This window comes from Prevotella micans F0438 (genome assembly GCF_000243035.1).
Lineage (GTDB): Bacteria > Bacteroidota > Bacteroidia > Bacteroidales > Bacteroidaceae > Prevotella > Prevotella micans.
Map to the genome: position 1 here is coordinate 852,799 of NZ_JH594521.1, position 18,177 is coordinate 870,975.

Annotated in this window: 22 protein-coding genes; 7 read left to right on the forward strand and 15 right to left on the reverse strand. The window is 43.5% G+C overall.

Annotated elements, in window-relative coordinates:
- The first annotated feature begins 144 nt into the window (after positions 1-144).
- A complete protein-coding gene (locus tag HMPREF9140_RS03515) occupies positions 145-645 on the forward strand; it encodes a methylated-DNA--[protein]-cysteine S-methyltransferase (protein WP_006951793.1) in 501 nt (166 codons plus the stop codon).
- Complete coding sequence (locus HMPREF9140_RS03520) at positions 642-1,829, forward strand: MFS transporter (RefSeq protein ID WP_006951794.1); 1,188 nt, start codon at positions 642-644, stop codon at positions 1,827-1,829. Before HMPREF9140_RS03515 ends, HMPREF9140_RS03520 begins: the two co-directional genes overlap by 4 nt.
- A 52-nt stretch (positions 1,830-1,881) precedes the next feature.
- On the opposite strand, the gene fmt is transcribed toward HMPREF9140_RS03520, so the two are convergent.
- From fmt to HMPREF9140_RS03535, 3 genes are read right to left on the reverse strand one after another with little or no spacing between them, the layout of a single operon-like run.
- A complete protein-coding gene (gene fmt / locus HMPREF9140_RS03525; protein ID WP_006951795.1) occupies positions 1,882-2,829 on the reverse strand; it encodes a methionyl-tRNA formyltransferase in 948 nt (315 codons plus the stop codon).
- 11 nt (positions 2,830-2,840) lie between these two features.
- Entirely contained in the window at positions 2,841-4,628 is a 1,788-nt protein-coding gene (locus HMPREF9140_RS03530; protein ID WP_006951796.1) for a chloride channel protein, read from the reverse strand.
- Positions 4,629-4,632: 4 nt separating this feature from the next.
- Entirely contained in the window at positions 4,633-5,202 is a 570-nt protein-coding gene (locus HMPREF9140_RS03535; RefSeq protein ID WP_006951797.1) for an L-threonylcarbamoyladenylate synthase, read from the reverse strand.
- A 719-nt stretch (positions 5,203-5,921) separates the two neighbouring features.
- Here HMPREF9140_RS03535 and HMPREF9140_RS03540 point away from each other — a divergent pair.
- On the forward strand, positions 5,922-6,893 hold the full coding sequence (locus HMPREF9140_RS03540) for a DUF6261 family protein (protein ID WP_006951798.1): 972 nt from the start codon (positions 5,922-5,924) through the stop codon (positions 6,891-6,893).
- Between the two features lie 230 nt (positions 6,894-7,123).
- Here HMPREF9140_RS03540 and HMPREF9140_RS03545 read toward each other — a convergent pair whose 3' ends face one another.
- Together HMPREF9140_RS03545 and HMPREF9140_RS03550 are read right to left on the reverse strand one after the other, a co-directional pair.
- A complete protein-coding gene (locus tag HMPREF9140_RS03545) occupies positions 7,124-7,531 on the reverse strand; it encodes an Hsp20/alpha crystallin family protein (protein WP_006951799.1) in 408 nt (135 codons plus the stop codon).
- A 101-nt stretch (positions 7,532-7,632) separates the two neighbouring features.
- Complete coding sequence (locus HMPREF9140_RS03550; protein ID WP_006951800.1) at positions 7,633-7,986, reverse strand: DUF488 domain-containing protein; 354 nt, start codon at positions 7,984-7,986, stop codon at positions 7,633-7,635.
- A gap of 55 nt (positions 7,987-8,041) precedes the next feature.
- Between HMPREF9140_RS03550 and HMPREF9140_RS03555 the strand changes: the two genes are divergently transcribed.
- Entirely contained in the window at positions 8,042-8,713 is a 672-nt protein-coding gene (locus HMPREF9140_RS03555; protein ID WP_006951801.1) for a Crp/Fnr family transcriptional regulator, read from the forward strand.
- A 116-nt stretch (positions 8,714-8,829) separates the two neighbouring features.
- Here HMPREF9140_RS03555 and HMPREF9140_RS03560 read toward each other — a convergent pair whose 3' ends face one another.
- The 9 genes from HMPREF9140_RS03560 to HMPREF9140_RS03600 form a co-directional block, all read right to left on the reverse strand.
- Positions 8,830-11,421, reverse strand: a complete 2,592-nt coding sequence (locus tag HMPREF9140_RS03560; protein ID WP_018572134.1) for a carboxypeptidase-like regulatory domain-containing protein — start codon at positions 11,419-11,421, stop codon at positions 8,830-8,832.
- Positions 11,408-12,271 carry a GLPGLI family protein gene (locus HMPREF9140_RS03565; RefSeq protein ID WP_006951803.1) on the reverse strand — a complete coding sequence of 288 codons (864 nt, stop codon included), beginning with the start codon at positions 12,269-12,271 and terminating at the stop codon, positions 11,408-11,410. The genes HMPREF9140_RS03560 and HMPREF9140_RS03565 overlap by 14 nt, the downstream gene beginning before the upstream one ends.
- A gap of 92 nt (positions 12,272-12,363) precedes the next feature.
- Positions 12,364-12,597, reverse strand: a complete 234-nt coding sequence (locus HMPREF9140_RS03570) for a hypothetical protein (RefSeq protein ID WP_006951804.1) — start codon at positions 12,595-12,597, stop codon at positions 12,364-12,366.
- 283 nt (positions 12,598-12,880) lie between these two features.
- Positions 12,881-13,402 (reverse strand): FHA domain-containing protein, encoded by a 522-nt coding sequence (locus tag HMPREF9140_RS03575; RefSeq protein ID WP_006951805.1) that lies wholly within the window; start codon positions 13,400-13,402, stop codon positions 12,881-12,883.
- Between the two features lie 19 nt (positions 13,403-13,421).
- Entirely contained in the window at positions 13,422-14,339 is a 918-nt protein-coding gene (locus tag HMPREF9140_RS03580; RefSeq protein ID WP_006951807.1) for an HU domain-containing protein, read from the reverse strand.
- A 46-nt stretch (positions 14,340-14,385) separates the two neighbouring features.
- Positions 14,386-14,982, reverse strand: coding sequence for a tetratricopeptide repeat protein (locus tag HMPREF9140_RS03585; protein WP_006951811.1), 597 nt, complete (start codon positions 14,980-14,982; stop codon positions 14,386-14,388).
- A gap of 19 nt (positions 14,983-15,001) precedes the next feature.
- Complete coding sequence (gene def, locus HMPREF9140_RS03590) at positions 15,002-15,562, reverse strand: peptide deformylase (RefSeq protein WP_006951813.1); 561 nt, start codon at positions 15,560-15,562, stop codon at positions 15,002-15,004.
- A gap of 24 nt (positions 15,563-15,586) precedes the next feature.
- Positions 15,587-16,006, reverse strand: coding sequence for a Holliday junction resolvase RuvX (gene ruvX / locus HMPREF9140_RS03595; RefSeq protein WP_006951815.1), 420 nt, complete (start codon positions 16,004-16,006; stop codon positions 15,587-15,589).
- Positions 16,006-16,503 (reverse strand): SPOR domain-containing protein, encoded by a 498-nt coding sequence (locus HMPREF9140_RS03600; RefSeq protein WP_006951816.1) that lies wholly within the window; start codon positions 16,501-16,503, stop codon positions 16,006-16,008. The genes ruvX and HMPREF9140_RS03600 overlap by 1 nt, the downstream gene beginning before the upstream one ends.
- Before the next feature lie 207 nt (positions 16,504-16,710).
- On the opposite strand from HMPREF9140_RS03600, the gene HMPREF9140_RS03605 reads away from it, so the two are divergent.
- From HMPREF9140_RS03605 to HMPREF9140_RS03615, 3 genes are read left to right on the forward strand one after another with little or no spacing between them, the layout of a single operon-like run.
- Positions 16,711-16,926, forward strand: a complete 216-nt coding sequence (locus tag HMPREF9140_RS03605) for a YtxH domain-containing protein (RefSeq protein ID WP_006951818.1) — start codon at positions 16,711-16,713, stop codon at positions 16,924-16,926.
- A gap of 10 nt (positions 16,927-16,936) precedes the next feature.
- Positions 16,937-17,290, forward strand: coding sequence for a phage holin family protein (locus tag HMPREF9140_RS03610; protein WP_006951820.1), 354 nt, complete (start codon positions 16,937-16,939; stop codon positions 17,288-17,290).
- A gap of 8 nt (positions 17,291-17,298) precedes the next feature.
- Positions 17,299-17,598 (forward strand): hypothetical protein, encoded by a 300-nt coding sequence (locus HMPREF9140_RS03615; protein WP_006951822.1) that lies wholly within the window; start codon positions 17,299-17,301, stop codon positions 17,596-17,598.
- Positions 17,599-17,659: 61 nt separating this feature from the next.
- Here HMPREF9140_RS03615 and HMPREF9140_RS10640 read toward each other — a convergent pair.
- Positions 17,660-18,177, reverse strand: a 518-nt coding sequence (locus tag HMPREF9140_RS10640) for a hypothetical protein (RefSeq protein WP_216593052.1), incomplete at its 5' end; no start/stop codon positions are given.

Below are 18,177 nucleotides of genomic sequence, written 5' to 3' on the forward strand. Positions count from 1 at the left end.
TAAGCCATAAGTAGATGTTAACAATTGATAGTCCCGCTTAATAATAAAAAACCTCTTACTTTTGAATCGTATGAGAGATGAGGATATGCAGCTTCTGGACTATTGCCTCGGCTCATGCAAATTCGTTATAAAACAAAAAAAGAGATGATTATTCACACAGAGATTTATCATTCGCCTTGCGGAGATTTACTTCTGGGAGCTTGCGAAGAGAAGTTATGTTTATGCGATTGGACGAGCGAAAAACACAGGCCAAAGACCGACTGCAAATTGCGAAAACTTTTGAATGCGGAGTTCGTCGATACTCCATCGGAAATAACCCGACGAGCGGCATACGAACTCGAAGAGTATTTTGCCGGAAGGCGCAGAACGTTCAACATCCCGCTGCTTTTTGCAGGTACTGATTTTCAGAAAAAAGTTTGGTCGGCACTGCTTGATGTTCCATTTGGCGAAACGAAATCCTATGCATGGCTGGCCAAGAAAATCGGCAATCCAAAAGCTGTTCGCGCGGTAGGATTGGCTAACGGAGCCAACAATATTTCGATTTTCGCCCCCTGCCATCGCATCATTGGCAGCAACGGTTCACTGGTTGGCTACGGCGGAGGGCTCGAAATAAAACGTTTTCTATTGAACCTTGAAAACAAATGAAAAGGATTAAGATTAACAACGAGGCCACGATTTCGGTTTTGATTATGGTTAGTCTCGGCCATTTGCTCAATGACATGTTTCAATCGGTCATTCCGGCTATCTATCCCATGTTGAAGGAGGCTCTCGGGTTGAGTTTCCTACAAGTTGGAATAATTACACTCATCAATCAGCTCACGTCGTCGTTGCTCCAGCCGTTAGTTGGCTATTTCTCCGATAAGCATCCGCGTCCCTATGGTTTGGCGATGGGCATGTGCTTCACTCTCGGCGGACTAGTGTTGCTTTCGTTTGCCGATAGTTTCGCATTGATTCTTGCAGCAGTTGCTATGGTTGGAATCGGATCATCGGTTCTGCATCCCGAATCGTCGAAGGTTGCCCGACTGGCTTCTGGTGGTGCAAAAGGTATGGCGCAATCGGTTTTTCAGGTGGGCGGAAATGTGGGACGTGCGTTCGGTCCGGTAGTTGGTGCTCTTATGATTGTTCCCCACGGACAGGGCACCATTCGTTGGCTCGCTTTGCTTTCGATTGTTGCTATTGGATTGCTCGTGCGAATTGGAAAGTGGTATAAGAAGCAGATAGAACTTTACGGCAAGAGCCGTTCGCGATTCGATATTACTAACTCAACTCATCTTTCGCGTCGGCAGATTGTTGCAGCGCTTATCATTCTACTTGTTCTGATGTTTTCGAAAGATTTTTACATGGCCAACATCCAGAGCTATCTCACGTTTTACCTTATCGACCGATTCGGTCTAAGTATTGCGGCTTCGCAATATTGTTTGTTTGGCTTTTTCGTTTTTGCCGCGCTTGGATTGCTCGTTGGCGGAGTTGTGGGCGACCGTTATGGGCGGAAATATGTAATCTGGGGAAGTATTCTCGGCGCTGCACCTTTTGCATTATTGTTACCCTATTGTAATCTGTTTTGGACGGTTGCATTAGCCATGTTTGTGGGTATGATTATGTCGTCGGCAATGTCGGCAATCCTAGTTTATGCAACCGAATTGTTGCCAGGAAATGTGGGAATGATTTCGGGTGCTTTCTTTGGTTTGTCTTTTGGATTGGGTGGCATTGGCTCTGCATTTTTCGGTTGGTTGGCCGATGTCGAAAGCATACGATTTGTTTTCGAACTAACAGCTTTCCTTCCATTGATGGGCATAATTACTTATTTTCTTCCGAACATCAAGAGCTAACCCGATTGTGGAAGATTTGTTTTTATGCCACTAAAAAAGACCAAGGATTTATTCACCAAGGGAATCGGTCGTGGAAACCGTTGAGGAAAGAGTCGGCCATCATACGTTTCTTTCCGGAGAGTTGAATTTCCACCAGTTCGAGTTGGAAATCTTCGGTGTTTGCGTAGAGTCTGTTGCGCTCGACTACGAACGTACCGGGAGTGCCGGTCGAAGAGCGGGAGGTTTTAGCCGACTTATAGATTTTCAACGTCAACGAACCGGGAAGCGAAGTCCATGCGCCGGGCATTGGACTAAGTCCGCGGATGAAATTGTAGATTCGTTTAGCCGGTTGATTCCAATTGATTAGGCAATTTTCTTTGAAGAGTTTTGGCGCTGTGTGAAGATTACCATTGTTAATTTGCTGATAACTGATTTCTTCGAATGACTGTGCGGTGGCGATTAAATCAACCGTCTCCATGGCGACCTTAGCACCTAGATGCATCAGTCCGTTGTAAACATATTCCACATTGGCATCATCGGGAATCGGGAACTTTTTTTGTTGGATAATTCTGCCTGTGTCGATGTCTTCGTCAAGAAAGAAAGTGGTTACTCCGGTTTCAGTTTCGCCGTTTATCACGGCCCAGTTTATGGGAGCAGCGCCTCGATAATCGGGCAGAAGAGCAGCGTGAACATTGAATGTTTTGTACGTAGGCATACTCCAAACTTCGCGTGGCAACATTCGGAAAGCAACAACCACTTGCAAATCGGCTTTGAGAGCGCGTAACTGGGCAAGAAATGTTTCGTCCTTCATCCGCTCGGGTTGCAAAACGGGCAGTCCAACCTCTAGGGCATATTGCTTCACGGTCGATGCCTGTAGCGTTTCGTGATGCCTACCAACGGGTTTGTCGGGCTGCGTAACAACACCCACAACATTATAACCATTTTCTACTAGTGCCTTGAGCGATTCAACGGCAAATTCGGGAGTTCCCATAAAAACGATTCGCAAATCTTTCTTTTTCATATTCAATGTTTTTATTCCGCGCTGAAGTCGGCCACCAATTGTCGGTATAAATCGAAGAGTCTGATTCGTGAGATATACCCCACAAGCTGTCCATCGATGTCTACGACGGGAAGATATTGTGCGCCGGTTCGTTCAAAGGTTTTCATTACATCTTCCATTGGGTCGTTGGCGTTTAGTTCGGCTGCGGGAGGGCTCATGAGCTGGCTTACGCGGAAGCGATGATATAGTTCGGTTCGGAAGATGATGTGTCGAATTTTGTTTATGTCGATTTCGCCCAGCAGTCTGCCGCTGTCGTCGAGCACGGGAATGTAGTTGTCGCGACTTGAGCTGATGGCATGTACGAGGGTACCCATTTCCAAGTCGGGTTTAACTGACGTGAAATCTTTATCGATTATGTTTTTCATACTCATCATTGTGAGTATGGAATGGTCGGTATGATGAGTGAGCAGTTTGCCTTGTCGAGCCAGACGAACGGCGTAGATACTGTGGTGCTCGAAGATGTTTATTGTGAGATATGAGCAGATGGTAACGATTATCAACGGAATGAAAAGGTGATAACCGCCCGTGAGTTCGGCGATGAGAAAGATTCCTGTGAGCGGAGCATGCATCACGGCAGCCATCACGGCGGCCATACCGTAGAGGGTGAAATTCTTCTCCGGAATATACACTCCCAGATGATTTATGTTCCAAACCCGAGCGAAGAAGAATCCGCCGAATCCGCCGATAAACAGCGATGGTGCGAAAGTTCCGCCACATCCGCCGGCTCCGTTTGTTGCGCTGGTTGCAAACACTTTGGTTATCATTACCAAACCCACATAGAGCACGAGAAATTTTGTTTCTCCGGCAAACATTGACCCGCGCAACACGCTGTCCCAATCCAATTCAGTTTTGCCTTCGATGAAGATTCGCAGCGAACTGTAGCCCTCGCCATAGAGCGACGGGAAAAGGAAGATGAGCGACGAAAGAATCAGTCCGCCTACAATAAGTTTCATATACGGACGGCTCGACAGCTTCGCGAATCCGTTTTCGCACCACGACATAACTCGCATAAAATAGAGCGATAGAAAACCGCACATGATGCCAAGCAGAATAGTTGGCGGAACGCGGTCTAAACTCCAGAGATAATCTATATGGAAGTCGTACATCGCTGCACTGCCCGTGAAGAAATAAGAAAAACACGTAGCCGTGACCGACGAGATGAGAATCGGTAAGAGCGACGCCATCGTGAGGTCAACCATCAGCACCTCGAGCGTGAAAACCAGTCCGGCAATCGGAGCTTTGAATATTCCCGACACCGCCGCCGCTGCTCCGCATCCCACCAGTAACATAAGTTTCCGGTTGTCCATGTTGAATGCCTTGCCCAGATTACTACCTATGGCCGACCCCGTGAGTACAATCGGAGCTTCGGCTCCAACCGAACCGCCAAAACCGATGGTGATGGCCGAGGCTACGATGGACGACCAAGTGTTATGGAGCTTCAGTCGAGATTGCTTCGTTGAGATGGCGTAGAGAACACGCGTTATTCCGTGCGAAATATTATCGCGCACGATATATCGAATAAACAATCCAGTGAGCCAAATTCCAATTATCGGATAGAGCAAATAGAGCCAGTTTATCGTCATCATACGAAAACCCGAAGTGATGAGCGACTCAATTTGCCCGATGATGATATGCAGCACATAGGCCGCCACTGAGGCCAGAAAACCCACAATGAAAGCCAGCACAAGCATCAGCTCGCGGTTGGACACTCGTCGCTTTTGCCACGCAACAATTTTGCTTAACGTTTCTTCGAGGGGCATGAGTTTATTTCCTGATTATTTTGAATTCGCCGTTCATGGCAATCTTGATTATCGTTGACGGTTTATGCGGTTTATGCTCCTGTCGGCGGGCAAAACAAACATAATCCACCGCCGCAAGAATTTCCTCCGAAATATCGTCATAGTTCTGTGCCGTTGGCTGTCCGCTAACGTTGGCCGACGTGCTTACAACGGCTTTCTGAAATCTGTAGCACAACTCGTGCGAGAAAGGCTCTTTAGTTATCCGAATGCCAATCGTTCCATCGTCGGCAATCAGATTCGGCGCCAGATTAACCGCCCCGTCCAGAATTACGGTTGTAGGTTCGGTAACGGTATCGATGAGTTCCCAAGCCACGCCAGGCACCGTTTTGACATAGCGTTGCAGTCGGGCGTCGGAATCGACGAGACAGATGAGGGCCTTTGAATCGTTTCGCTTTTTTATACGATAAATTTTCTCCACAGCTTCGGCGTTCGTAGCGTCGCATCCCAGTCCCCAAACCGTGTCGGTTGGATATAGAATCACGCCTCCCCGCTTCATTGTTTCGATGGCATTTCTGATGTCTTCTTCTCGTTTCATTTATGCTCGTGTTTCAATTTTTGATGGACAAAGATAAGTAGATGGTCATAATTAATAGCCTCTGGAGATGAAGATAGGAACTGTAGCTACACCTCGTTGCAACTGCTACATCGAATCCGAAAATCAGAGAGATAATTTATCTCTCTCGCCCATCTTATGGAATTTTTTATGAGCACATATAATCCTCCATATCTTTCAATAAAATTTTTCATATCATATTCGGGAAGTTCCGAACTATATATTCGTTATTGTAAAATTATTCGGTAGTGTTCCGAATATAATAAACATTACTATTTCATAGTTTCGGAAAGTTCAGAGGTTACTTTATACTACTATTTTATAAGTACCGTAAACTCCGAAGTTTATATACACTATAATTTTATAATTTCGGAAAGTTCCGAGATTTATATTTCTTATTGTTTACTAATCTAGGAAAACTCCGAAGCTTATATACTTTATTGTTTTATAAGTTCGGTAACTCCCGAAATTAATATATATAATAATTTTATATTTCCGGTAAATTCCGTAGACATATTAAAGAAATGTTTTATATTTGCAGAAAGTACTTAAGATAGTTTATTTTAGTATTTATATCATCCGGAACTTTCCGAAGATAATAATCAAAATCAGATGGTAAGATATTGAATAATTTATCCTCGCAAGCGAAATCGGATAGCCGGAAAAAGAATAATTGATGGTTATAAGAAAATCGGATTCAAATGGAAACGAAGAAACTTTTTAATGAAATTCAGAAGATTGACCTGCAAAAGATGACGAACGCAGCACATGTGCAATTCATTCAGAATGTGTGTGCTCGAGTAGAGTCGGAAAACGCACTCCAGGCCAATAAACAGATAAAAAATGCAGCCAAAAAGTTAGTCGAGGCACTCAAAGAGGAGAGGAGATGTCTCAGTTTGTCGCGGAAGAGCTTGACTACCGATAATATCCGGGAATTCGACCACGAACGCGACTCGCTTTTCATCGGATTTAAAGGTGCTGTGCGCAATTTCCAAAAAATCTCGGTACCCGAAATGAAACAGGCTGCCATCGAACTCTATCAACGCATAAAAGAGTTCGGTATCAAGCCCCGAACGCATCTCGACCACGAAACAGCGCTCATCAGTAAGCTCGTTAAAGATTGCGAAACAGATTTCGCCGTGCATGTCGCCCGGCTCGGATTGCGACCCTACGTAGCGTCTCTGAAAGAGGCCAACTTGAAAGTAGAAAAGCTTATAAGGAGTAGAATAGAAGCAAATATAGGTCGTGTTAAGGGTGAGAGACGTTCGGCACGCCAGGCAAGCGATGAGGCTTATCTTGTGTTGATAAAGACGGTTAACTGTCTTTATTTTCTGGAACTCGTGCCTGGTATGGAGCCGTTCGTTAGCTACATGAATTTTATGGTGAAACGCTATAAGGAACAGGTTCTCACAAAACGGAAACACAAGGAAAAACCGGTCGACGAAGTTTTGGATGACAACTCCTCTGACGATAAAAATATTTTTAAAAACCTCCCCGAGGATAAAATCTCCCAGGAGGATAATATTTCATCCACGGATAATAAACCTACTGCCGATGTTATCCCTACGAATAACAATGTCCCGCCTGATGATAAAACCGTGTTTGTCGGTAGAGATAATTATAATCCGCTCAATGATAAAATACCAAAGTCTGACTTGGAGCACACACCATAATCCATAAACGCTTATCTTAAAATTGTACATTTACAACCAATGGATAAATGTTTATACATTATCAGTGGTTGTAACGGTACCGGAAAGGCAACGGATTCTTACATTGAAAGAGATAGTTGATTGTTAGTTCCCGAAACAGGCAAAAAATTCCCCGGCTGCTTGTTGGCAACCGGGGAATAATCGTCCTTGCGGACTTTAACCTATTGTTCGATTTAAAGCGTCTTGTTGGTTTAACCAACGGTTATTTGGCGGGCAACCTTCTGAACGGTTTGTTGCAGCTTGGGTAGCGAAACTTTCAGTACGCCATCCGACATGTGAGCACCAATCTTTTCTTTGTCGACGTCGTCGGGCAGAATGAGCGTTTGCTCGTACTTGCTGTAAGAAAACTCGCGACGCAGATAGTGGGCCGACTTGTCTTTCATTTCCTCTTTCTTTTCCATTTTGATGGTCAGGTCGCCGTCGTCGTTCACGTGCACTTCGAAATCTTCTTTGCGAAGACCGGGAGCTGCGAGTTCAACCGTATATTCGTCTGCCGATTCCAAAACGTTTATTGCAGGAGCCGTGGCGTTGGCCTTGGGCATGTTGCTGTTATAGAAGAAGTCGTTGAAGACTTCTGGAAGCCATGAATTTCTGTACATAATCTTTTTCTCCTTATTCTAATTTTAAATGTTTACACCGGTAATATTGCAAGCTATATACCAGGGAAAGATAAAGGACATAATGTCGCGCTCGGCAGACATTATGTCAGTCTTCGGGTGATAAATCCGGCCAATACCACGGCATTGTTGTGCTCGGCGTCGTGGGCTGAATAGAGTAGAGTTGTTAGCTCGTGCTGCTTTAGCATCTCAATAAACGACTGCACAGACGGATTGTTTTCCAGCTCTTTGCAATAACGCCGCTCGAATTCCTCGAACTTCTCAGGTTCATGCCCGAACCATTTACGCAATTCGTTGCTGGGAGCAATTTCTTTTTCCCAAACGTCTATTTGTGCTTTTTCCTTGCTCAATCCGCGAGGCCAAAGTCGGTCTATGAGTACTCTCTGTCCGTCGTCGGCTGTTGGCAATTCGTAGACTCTTTTGATTCTTATTTCCATACTTATTCTGATTATTTCTCTATGCGTGCAAAGTTATCTCAATACTTTTGCAGACATGGAGAAAAGAATCGTAGATGCGCTCCAAGTTTGCCCTTTGTTTGCAGACATGAGCCAATTTGAAATTGAAATGACTTTGGGAAATACCAGTCACAGAATCGTTGAAATGCCGGCGCACGAGGTGTATGCCTTAGCCGGAATGCCTTGCCGATATGTTGACATTGTGGTGGATGGCGGATTGATTTGCCGAATGGCGTCGCTATCGGGAAAACAGGTTGAAGTGAGTCGACTGCGAATGGGAAATTTGGTTGCGCCTGCTTTCATTTTCGCCAAGAAAAAAGAACTTCCTGTGAGCATCGAAACTGAAGGAAAAGTTACTTTGTTGCGTATTATGCCCGTCGACTTGAAACGGCTCATCGACAACGATGACAAACTGCGAATGAATTTCATCAGGATTCTTTCGAACATCGACGTTTTTCTGACCCATAAACTCAAAGTGCTAAGTCTGTTCACCATCCGCGAAAAGGTGGCCTACATGCTGTTAGAACTTTCGGGCGAACAGGGCGGAAATGAAATAATCCTGAAACGCTCCAGACAGGAAATTGCCGATTCGTTCGGTATACAGAAATTTTCACTTCTCCGGGTTCTTGCCGATTTCGAGCGTGACGGAATATTGAAAGTGAATGGCAAACAAATAACCATTATCGACCGGAAACGAATTCTTTTATAAATGCATGAAACACACAAAATACATTTCAGAATTAAGCCACAAAAGAATCAGTAAATGTTTGTCATCAAAAGGTATCGTCTCTCTGTTCAGATTACATTAGCAACAATTTGCTGTATTTATAGCTTTAGTTTTACTAGTAACATCATTTCGCGCCCACGAAGAGGAAGTTGAAGAGCGCGGCGAGTCATGCCGAAGAAAGAAACTTCTTCGTAGATGCGGCGGTCAAGAAGATTATGAAGCTGTAGGCCTAGTTCAAGGCGTCGGCTAACAGCGTATTGAACGGCAGCATCAATAAAAATGTTTGTGCGGAAACGGTTATTTTCAATCTCAAGCGTATTTTGTTCGGCCTGAAGGGTTAGATTCATTTTACTAAGCGGGGCCGAGTTTAGTGTGAGAATTTGGTAGAAACTGGTGAGCGGCTGCGAACGACTACCGAGATAATGGTCCTGCCAAGAAAGATTGAAGGTGAGGTCGTGCGAGAGGGTTATCCATTTTAGGTGGTCGTATCTAAAGAATAGAGTTGCAGTTGCGATGTTCGATTTGATGGTTTGCAGGCGCGCGTTCTGGGCTATGAGCATTTCGCGCCGGTTAAAGTTGAGGCCGCTTTTGATTTGCAGATCAGCACGTGGAAAACTCTTGTCGACAAGCAAACTGAGATAAATTATTTTCGATGTGTTGTCTTTCCAAATCTGGAGAATCTCAGTTGTTCGTTCGGTGTAGGCAAATTGTTCGTAGTGGTCGCTCTTGCTCCATGTCATAACTCCGGTGAAGCCCACGGTGAGCATGTTGATGAGGTTGGCATAGTAGACAGATGAAGCCAGCGATGAAGCTCGTGTCCAGCCGATGTCGCCAAGAGGAGTGAAACGCGTTCTGTAGGAGCGATAATATGTTTGGGGAGCTAACACATAGTTGTCGGTACTTTTCGAAAGTTTGCCGCTTAGAGTAAAATTCAAGAAAGGTGATAAGCGATGGGTAATATTTAGCGAGGGCGATAGGAAAAAATAAGTGTTCTGACTACCTTGGGGACGAGTGTCGATATGCAGGTTGAGTATTTCGGTGGGTAGAGCAATCAAGATTTGTCCACGTCGGTAGTTGATGTTGTAAGAAAGATTGAGCTGGTTTTTGAGCTGTGAGTTTATCGTGCAGCGCGGTGTGATTTGTAAGGTATCCACCGTGATTTTGTCGTGCTGATAGAAGATAGTGTAGCTTAAATCGAGCGCTTTTCCGAGGAAAATGAAACCGGTGTTCACGGTATTTCGAGTAGCAAATCGCGCAAGGTCGATATTCGTTTTGTGACCAATACTGGCGTCGAGCCATTCGTTTCGTTTGAAATATCGGGTAATGGAGTTTATTCCGTAGGTTCGGACGCCGGAGTTCACGATTAGCGACAGTTTGTTTTGTAGCATGTGCGGATGCCGGTCTACTCTTTCGATGAGCGTCTGTGCATTGCTTTGGAGTTCGCCTCGGTTTGTCGAACGGGATATATTGCCCGAGAGTTCATTGATGAGGTAAACTTTCGGAGCGTTGAGTTCGTAGTGCAGTTCGGTGTTGAGCGTGTGTTCGCTGACTTTTCGCCGATTTGCTTCGCAGAGATTAAACGAATAAGCCCCATCTATTTGGTTCGATGTTGAATCTAACGACCGGACAGAGTTGCCATAGTAGGTTATGTTTGTTCGGAAACTGCCATATTTCCCGAGTCTGAACAAATGGTTTAATCCTGCAGCTATATCTTTGTTTCTGAGATAGCGCGGTTCGCTTACAGGCGGCAATACGGCACTGGAGGCATAGAGCAGGTTGAAAGGATTGAACATGAAGTTCTCCAAGTCGCCCGAATTGATATGAGCCGTGTTGTTTTTGCTAAGGCTCATTCCGTTATTATTCATCGAAGCGTTGAGCAACATTTGTTGCTTACGTCCGATGTTGATGAGGGTAAGTTTATTTTGCCAAAGTGTGTGTTTGTCGTATCCCTTTCCGCCGCCGAAAATCGTTTCACCAAATGGCCGCAGCTTGTATGAACTTTTTAGTTTTATGTTGAGTGTTGCCTTCTTGCTGGGTGCACGTTTTTTGAGGGCGCGAATGGGCTGATCGTTTTCTACAATTTGTACTTGCGCTACGGCGTCGACGGGAAGGTTTCTGGTAGCTTGGTTGTATCGGTTGCCAAGAAGATTCTGTCCTTCTATGTTGAATTGGTTAATACTTTCGCCTTTATAGAGAATTTGACCGCTGGAATTAACCTCAATACCGGGCATTTTGCGCAGTACGTCTTCAATGTATTTGTCGTTGCGAGTTTTGAAGGCGCTCACGTTATATTTAATCGTATCCTTATTTATTTCAATCGGATTAACCGTTACTGGCACTTCTTTGAGTGAATAGGTTTCTGGGCGGAGCGATATATTTTTATGCTCTTTGATAGCTGATGCTTCGAATGATTGTTCTGTATAGCCCATGGCCGACACAATCATGCGTAGGGCTCCGTCGGTGATTCGCAGTTTATAGTTTCCTGTGCCGTCTGTCGTGGCATATGTTAAGATTTTCCCCTGCGCATTCACCACCTTGCATGTTGCACCAATCACAGCTTCGTGTGTTTCGGAATCAGTGATTTTTCCGCTAACGGTCCTTGTTGCCACCTGTGCGTGGATGGTGGTAACAAGGAATGAAAAAAAGATGATAAGAATATAGCGTGTCACTTTGATGCTATTCTTTCTCAATTGGATTATAAGGTAGTCTTATCTTCTTGCCTTTGAGTTCTTTCGGTAAATCTATTATTCCTGGATGTCCGGATAAAGCAGAAGTAGCATCTCCTTGTTCATTTTCAATACCTACTCTAGCCTTTTCTCTCGTTGTTTTGATAATTTCATCATCGGTGCGAATATAAATCGGTCGTCCCCAGGGCGAATCATCTAATCCATTGAGTTTAAAAAAGAAATTATTCTTAGTGTCTTTTAGGGCGAATATCAATCCTGGCAATCCATTGAAAAGATATGGTCCATATGGAGCTGGATAGGTGGTGGAGTACCATGCTTCCCAATCTCTACCACTCCAATGGCAAATGGCTTTGTCGCAAATCACTCCGCAAACCTCTTTTTTATCGCCCTCTAGCAGTTGCCAGTCCATATGCGGAAGCTGCTGACTATATTGATATTTGCTAAAGTTCTGAATTTGAATGATGCAATCCTTAGTTTGTTTGTTTATCACGAGAGAAGTCCAATAGGCTGGACTACAATTACCAATTATTCCTACCAGATTCCAAGGATTTTTTTTCTTTATAGCAAAATCATCGTTGATAGAATCAATTTGAAAAGTATTCCAATCCATAAATCCCAACCATTTGTCGCCCATCAATAGAATTGTCTGCCCTTCATTTTTACGTCCATGATTAGTTGAGTCAGGAACAAATGCAAACTTATAGAACACTGTTATAAACGCTGTGTCTTTCACATCACGCTCTATTAATGTCAGACCCGGAATTGTGCCCGGACTGATAATAGTAGGCTTATTTTGAGAATTAAGTTGGATAGCCATCAATGAAATTAATAATACAAATAGGAGCTTTTTCATAGCTGAAGTTCTAAAAAATAAGAATCATAAATAAAGGGGAGTGTGCTAACACTTAGCCCCTCCCCCTTATTCATTAAAATTAAAAATTAGATTTACCAAAATTCGGGCGTATAACTGATGTCCTTGTTTATAATGGACATATCAATATGGCCAAAAACATTTTCCAAACGCGCAACTTCTATAGCCATGTCTAACCCATTTTTAAACTTGCTAGATTCTAAAGTAAACTTCATTCCATTGGAAAGAGTTACAGTCACTGGGTGTGCAGAAATTGTTCCTACACCAGCTACTAGCATAAACGCTAGAGATAAAAAAACTTTCTTCATAAATCTTACATTTTTTATAAATAACTAAAAATCTACAATCTGGCTGGTATGCTAGATTGATGTCGCAAATATAGACTTTATATTGATACGCAGAAAGTGAGCCCAAATATTTTATATTTTTGTAACATTTTAGATGATGATTATTCTTTCTCGATAAAATTAATCTCCCAAGAAATCTTCATTGAGAGCAGCTCTTTTGGCGTTTTAGTTTTAGGAAATATAGACTGTATTGTGGCTATGGGTGTAGCATGATGCAAAACTGAAAATGTGACTCGGGGCGAGTTTAAGTGTGGAGAATTATGCTGGTGGCACCTATGGTGAAGAGGGTACCATTGTATATGACTCTGCGTTCGTTGATGCCGAGGAGTTCGTTGTCGACAAAGGTCCCTGTGTTTGAGGGGGCATCGCGGATGGTGTATTTGAGGCGATTATATCGGTCGCGAGTTACGTTTAGGATGCAGTGTGTCATGTCCATACTGGGGTCGACGGTTTCAATTGGGCAGTTGATATTGTTACCTTTCATGTAGTGGCCAATTATGTTGTCGCCCAGCTGTAGGGGTAGTATTTGCTTGTAGTGGAACACGTTTTCGATTACGTGTAGGTAGCCGCATGGATGTTCCTGTGTGGTGAGACTAATTGTAGCGTTTTCTTCCTTTTGGGTTTGACGTAGTTTAGAGATGCCGATGCGTATTCCGAATTGTTTTCTGCAATTGTTGCATTCGAATACTAGACGTTGCCCAGAGGTGTATTGGGTCTCATCGAAAGCAATGAATGTGTCGCATTTAGGACATCTCACTCGTTTCATATATAATATAATAGTGGAATTATTTTTCGAGTTCCATCACCCAAGCCGACTTAAATTCGGGATGACCTTGGAGACTGTGGAGGGTATTGAAGGCGTCGGCCGATGTTTTGAAGTGGCCGTAGAGCACTTTCACGGTGCCTTTGTTGTTGTATACGAATGTTTCTTCGAAACCTTTCTTTTGAAGTTGAGTTTTGAAGAGTTGCGCGTTGTTTTGGGGAATATGACTAGCCATGACGATAGTCCACGGTGCTGGGTTGACGTGGGGTTTTGAGATGATGGTGGGGGTAGCTGAGTCAAATATATTTGAAATTACGCTGCTCTTTACTTGTCCGCTGCTCAATCCGTTTTTACTTACTGAGAATATAATCAGTGTTATTGTTGCGAGGAACATGGCTGCAAGGGCTGCATGACGAATGGCTTTGAAACTGATGCTGATTTTTCGTTGACCGTAATTGTCGGTATTTATGCTAACGAGACGTGTATTTTCGTATTCGATCGGCATTTCTTCTTCGATATCGTTTTGCCTGAAGGCTTCGAAGCTACCGAGACCGTAGTATTCGGGGGTGATAATTCCGCTTTCATAGGGTTCGAAGATGAGTTTCTGTTCTTTGTCTTTGATGAGTGTTCCGAGTCCATTGAATTCAAACTGTCCTTGATTGTCGAGTTGTTTTTGGATGTTTTCGACTTCTTTTTCAATTCTGTTCATCGCCTCGGGATGACTTATGTCGAAGGTGTCAGTGTAAGCCTGTGCTAACAACGAATCGTTCATTGTTAGTAATGGGTTGAAGCCAAGTGTCCTGTAGGGTGGGAGAAACATGTTATCGTGTTTGTCGAATCGGGATTTGACGCGGTGTGCAACAAATCCACCTAATCCAGGAACAATAACGCAGTCATTGTCTAGGAGGAGATATTCAATATGTTTATCGATTGTCTTCATGCTTGCAAAAGTAAGGATTTTCTGTTTAAAGATTTGTGCATTGGGGTCAGTGGGTCAGTCTGTTGAGCTGGTGTGGGATAGTAGCTTCGCCCAGTTTTGGAAAAGCTATTCGGGAAGGTCCTGGCAGACTTCGGCGAGGTTTGGTGCCGGCTTGGAGTTCGCGTAAAAGTGCGGTTGCTTCGGTGAAGTTGGGCCATCTTCGAAGCATATAGTCGAGTTGTTCGCGTGCCAGTTTTACATTGTCAGTCATGTAGATACAATAGGCTCTGTTGAACCAATAGTCACGTTTATCAGAGGTGAGTTCGATAGCTTTTGTGTAGGCGATGATTGCGCTATCGAACTTTTCCTGTCGGATACAGGTCATGGCGTAGAGTTCGAAGATGTCGGGAATATAGGGTTGGAGTTTCAGAGCCTGCTGACAATCCTCATCGGCACCTTTATAGTCTTCGAGATGATATTTGGAGAGTGCCATGAGGTACCACGGCTCGTAGAGATTGGGTTTCAGCGCCGTGATTCGAGAAAAAATCTGCATCGAAGTGACATAATATCCCTGGTCGAGCGTGCGTTTGCCTTCTTCCATGAGCTTCTTGATGTTGTATTGCGCAGGAAGGGGTGAGGCCGCTAATATTAGTAGGAATATCATGAAGCTTCGCACGGTGGAATTATCTTTTAATGGGCTTGACTTTGTAGGCGCATTTGAAGCGTCCTTGCATGAAAGCTTTGAGCTTTCCTTGAATCATTTGTTTGCGAAAAGGTGAGATGTGGTCGATGAAGAGTTTGCCTTCGATATGATCGAACTCATGCTGCATCACGCGGGCGAGGTAACCGTCGACCCATTCGTCATGCTCTTGAAAATTTTCATCGAGATAGCGCACATGTATTCGTTTTGCGCGAGTAACATTTTCATGTAGACCAGGCAGAGAGAGGCAGCCTTCTTCCATGGTTTCAGTTTCCGAGTCGTCGGTTTCCAGGATGTGGGCGTTGATGAAAGCATGTCGGAACCCTTTGTATTCGGGCAGATGATCAGAGATTGCATCCAGGTCGATAATTACGACGCGGATAGATTTACCAATCTGTGGAGCAGCCAATCCTATTCCTTCACTGGCGGTGTTGGTTTCGAACATGTTTTTAATTAGTTCCTGGAGTTCGGGATAATCGATAGGGATATCTTGTGCCACTTTACGAAGCACGGGTTGTCCATAGGTGTAAACGGGTAGTATCATTTCTTTTTCTTTATTGTTTCGTTATTATAATCCCTTGGAGCGCATATAATCCTGCAATATGATTGTTGCCGAGATTTCGTCGACCATGCCTTTATCTTCTCTTCTGGTCTTCTTTTTGACGCCTCCGGAGAGAATTGTTTTCTGTGCAATGACCGAAGTGAAACGCTCGTCGAAATAGTCGACCGAGATATTTGGAAATTCTTTGTGCCAACGAACTACGAATTGCTCTACGCGAGTGAGATTTTCACTCGGTTGTCCGTTTAGTTGTATCGGACGACCGATGACTATTCTTTCAACCGTTTCTTTCTGCGTATAGTCTTTGAGAAAGTCGAAAAGTGTAGATGTAGGAACAGTCACCAATCCATTGGCTATTATCTTCAAAGGATCGGTGACTGCTATTCCTGTTCTTTTCTTTCCGTAGTCAATCGACAGGATTCTGCCCATCACTTAGCAAGCAGCCAAGCATCGGCATACTGCGAGCGCAATTGGTCACGACTTTGTGCGGCCGAAGCCTTGCTGTCGAATGTGCTTGCAATGACGCGATACATGTTATTACCGGCGTTGAAAGCAATTTGAGAATCGTAGCCAGCGTTTTTGAGACGTTGCTGCAAACCTTCGGCATTGGCTTTAACGCTGAACGAACCCACAACCACACTATAAGTCTTAAGCCCTGTACCGTTTACAACCGAAACGTTCTCACGACGCACTGGTACATTGTCATAATTGTCCACAACGCGCGTTTCGGTTGTCGATTGCCGTGTTTCTATCGGTGCAACAACAGGGATATCGCTAGATTCCGATGCATAGTTATCCTTTCCGTAATCATCATTCTGCGATTGTGCTTTTTCGTAAGCTTTCTTATAAGCTTTTTCACTTGATTTACAACTTGTAAAAGCCATAACGATGCACATTGCAGTGCCTAAAACAATCATTTTTTTCATAATTCTTTTTTAATTTAATCTTGTTTTTTGTCCGCGCGAAGATACGAATTAAAGGTAATATGGATAAAGGAGTCCGACTCTAAACTTTGTTAAATGCAGAACTCATAACTACTTAAAAATAGGCAGGGTGCGCAGCTTAAAAGAAAGAATCATTATTTTTGCGTTCGAATGTAAGTCACATTATTTCAAATTTAAATTATAAGTTTTATGAGAACATTAGGTTACATTGGCGCATTTATAGGCGGAGCAATCGCCGGCGCTGCATTGGGCTTGTTGTTAGCCCCTGAAAAAGGTAAGGAAACACGCACTAGAATCTCTGACGCAGTAGACGATTTTTGCAAACGTCATGATATTAAGCTTAGCAGAAAAGAAGCCGACGAATTTGTTGAAGATATAAAAGATGCAGCTTCTGACGTTATTTAATTTAGAATAGATGTTTTCTAACGATAACAACGTTGAGACAATAGCACAACTTGTTGAGGTGCTGAAACAATACATTGGGCTTCGGGCGGAATACCTGAAGCTCGATGTTATTGAGAAGGTTGTTAGACTCCTAACAGTTATAGCCATTGTAGTGACATTTACAACGGTTCTTCTCATTTCGCTCATCTATCTTTCATTCTCCGCCGTCTATGCACTACAGCCATTGGTTGAGTCACTCACCATTGCATTCTTAATAGTCGGAGGCGCATATTTGTTTCTACTCATTGTGTTCATTCTACTTCGTCATCAGCTCATTGAACGTCCACTTGTTCGATTCTTGGCGGGTATATTAATGTCGAAATAGTTTTACTTATGCAAAATAATCCTATAGAAAACGACTCGGTTTATCGGAGTTTAAACGAAATATGCCTGCGTAAATACGAACTTGATTCAGAGATTTCGAAAGCCGAGAATAAAATAAGTGTTTTGTGGGACGGACTATTCCACAAGCCAAAGGCAAACATCACACAAACACAGCGCATGTCAAACATTGTAAACAATGGAATAGGAATGCTCGACGGATTGATTCTTGGTTGGAAACTGTATAGGCGTTTTACCGGCGGCAATTGTTCAATCAGTAGCAACTGGCTCAATTTTTTTCTGAGGAAATAAGGCCTTTCCTTTTCCGTTCCGATATATAGCATCTAAACTCGGCAAGGATTCCTAAAGTTCGTCAAGATGAAATGGATGAAATCCAATCAATAACTCTTATTTGATTTATTCCTCTTCCAAAGCAACCTGGACGAATATTATTGCGTGCAGGTTGCTTTGATATTTTGATAATAATCCCAATTGAGATATTAGAGTCTTTGATAAGAAAATATAGTTTTGGGCTGGTGGGGTATATGCGTCCACTTTTACATAAAAACGATAGTACCTTTCGCCAAAAACGATAGTACCTTTCGCCAAAAACGATAGTACCTTTCGCCAAAAACGATAGTACCTTTCGCCAAAAACGATAGTACCTTTCGCCAAAAACGATAGTACCTTTCGCCAAAAACGATAGTACCTTTCGCCAAAAACGATAGTACCTTTCGCCAAAAAACGATAGTACCTTTCGCCAAAAAACGATAGTACCTTTCGCCAAAAAACGATAGTACCTTTCGCCAAAAAACGATAGTACCTTTCGCCAAAAAACGATAGTACCTTTCGCCAAAAAAACGATAGTACCTTTCGCCAAAAAAACGATAG

What these genes read in the sequence shown, in the direction of transcription:
- HMPREF9140_RS03515 (WP_006951793.1), top strand. Translation starts at nt 145, where the DNA reads ATGATTATTCACACAGAGATTTATCATTCGCCTTGCGGAGATTTACTT.
- HMPREF9140_RS03520 (WP_006951794.1), top strand. Translation starts at nt 642, where the DNA reads ATGAAAAGGATTAAGATTAACAACGAGGCCACGATTTCGGTTTTGATT.
- fmt (WP_006951795.1), bottom strand. Translation starts at nt 2,829, where the DNA reads ATGAAAAAGAAAGATTTGCGAATCGTTTTTATGGGAACTCCCGAATTT.
- HMPREF9140_RS03530 (WP_006951796.1), bottom strand. Translation starts at nt 4,628, where the DNA reads ATGCCCCTCGAAGAAACGTTAAGCAAAATTGTTGCGTGGCAAAAGCGA.
- HMPREF9140_RS03535 (WP_006951797.1), bottom strand. Translation starts at nt 5,202, where the DNA reads ATGAAACGAGAAGAAGACATCAGAAATGCCATCGAAACAATGAAGCGG.
- HMPREF9140_RS03540 (WP_006951798.1), top strand. Translation starts at nt 5,922, where the DNA reads ATGGAAACGAAGAAACTTTTTAATGAAATTCAGAAGATTGACCTGCAA.
- HMPREF9140_RS03545 (WP_006951799.1), bottom strand. Translation starts at nt 7,531, where the DNA reads ATGTACAGAAATTCATGGCTTCCAGAAGTCTTCAACGACTTCTTCTAT.
- HMPREF9140_RS03550 (WP_006951800.1), bottom strand. Translation starts at nt 7,986, where the DNA reads ATGGAAATAAGAATCAAAAGAGTCTACGAATTGCCAACAGCCGACGAC.
- HMPREF9140_RS03555 (WP_006951801.1), top strand. Translation starts at nt 8,042, where the DNA reads ATGGAGAAAAGAATCGTAGATGCGCTCCAAGTTTGCCCTTTGTTTGCA.
- HMPREF9140_RS03565 (WP_006951803.1), bottom strand. Translation starts at nt 12,271, where the DNA reads ATGAAAAAGCTCCTATTTGTATTATTAATTTCATTGATGGCTATCCAA.
- HMPREF9140_RS03570 (WP_006951804.1), bottom strand. Translation starts at nt 12,597, where the DNA reads ATGAAGAAAGTTTTTTTATCTCTAGCGTTTATGCTAGTAGCTGGTGTA.
- HMPREF9140_RS03575 (WP_006951805.1), bottom strand. Translation starts at nt 13,402, where the DNA reads ATGAAACGAGTGAGATGTCCTAAATGCGACACATTCATTGCTTTCGAT.
- HMPREF9140_RS03580 (WP_006951807.1), bottom strand. Translation starts at nt 14,339, where the DNA reads ATGAAGACAATCGATAAACATATTGAATATCTCCTCCTAGACAATGAC.
- HMPREF9140_RS03585 (WP_006951811.1), bottom strand. Translation starts at nt 14,982, where the DNA reads ATGATATTCCTACTAATATTAGCGGCCTCACCCCTTCCTGCGCAATAC.
- def (WP_006951813.1), bottom strand. Translation starts at nt 15,562, where the DNA reads ATGATACTACCCGTTTACACCTATGGACAACCCGTGCTTCGTAAAGTG.
- ruvX (WP_006951815.1), bottom strand. Translation starts at nt 16,006, where the DNA reads ATGGGCAGAATCCTGTCGATTGACTACGGAAAGAAAAGAACAGGAATA.
- HMPREF9140_RS03600 (WP_006951816.1), bottom strand. Translation starts at nt 16,503, where the DNA reads ATGAAAAAAATGATTGTTTTAGGCACTGCAATGTGCATCGTTATGGCT.
- HMPREF9140_RS03605 (WP_006951818.1), top strand. Translation starts at nt 16,711, where the DNA reads ATGAGAACATTAGGTTACATTGGCGCATTTATAGGCGGAGCAATCGCC.
- HMPREF9140_RS03610 (WP_006951820.1), top strand. Translation starts at nt 16,937, where the DNA reads ATGTTTTCTAACGATAACAACGTTGAGACAATAGCACAACTTGTTGAG.
- HMPREF9140_RS03615 (WP_006951822.1), top strand. Translation starts at nt 17,299, where the DNA reads ATGCAAAATAATCCTATAGAAAACGACTCGGTTTATCGGAGTTTAAAC.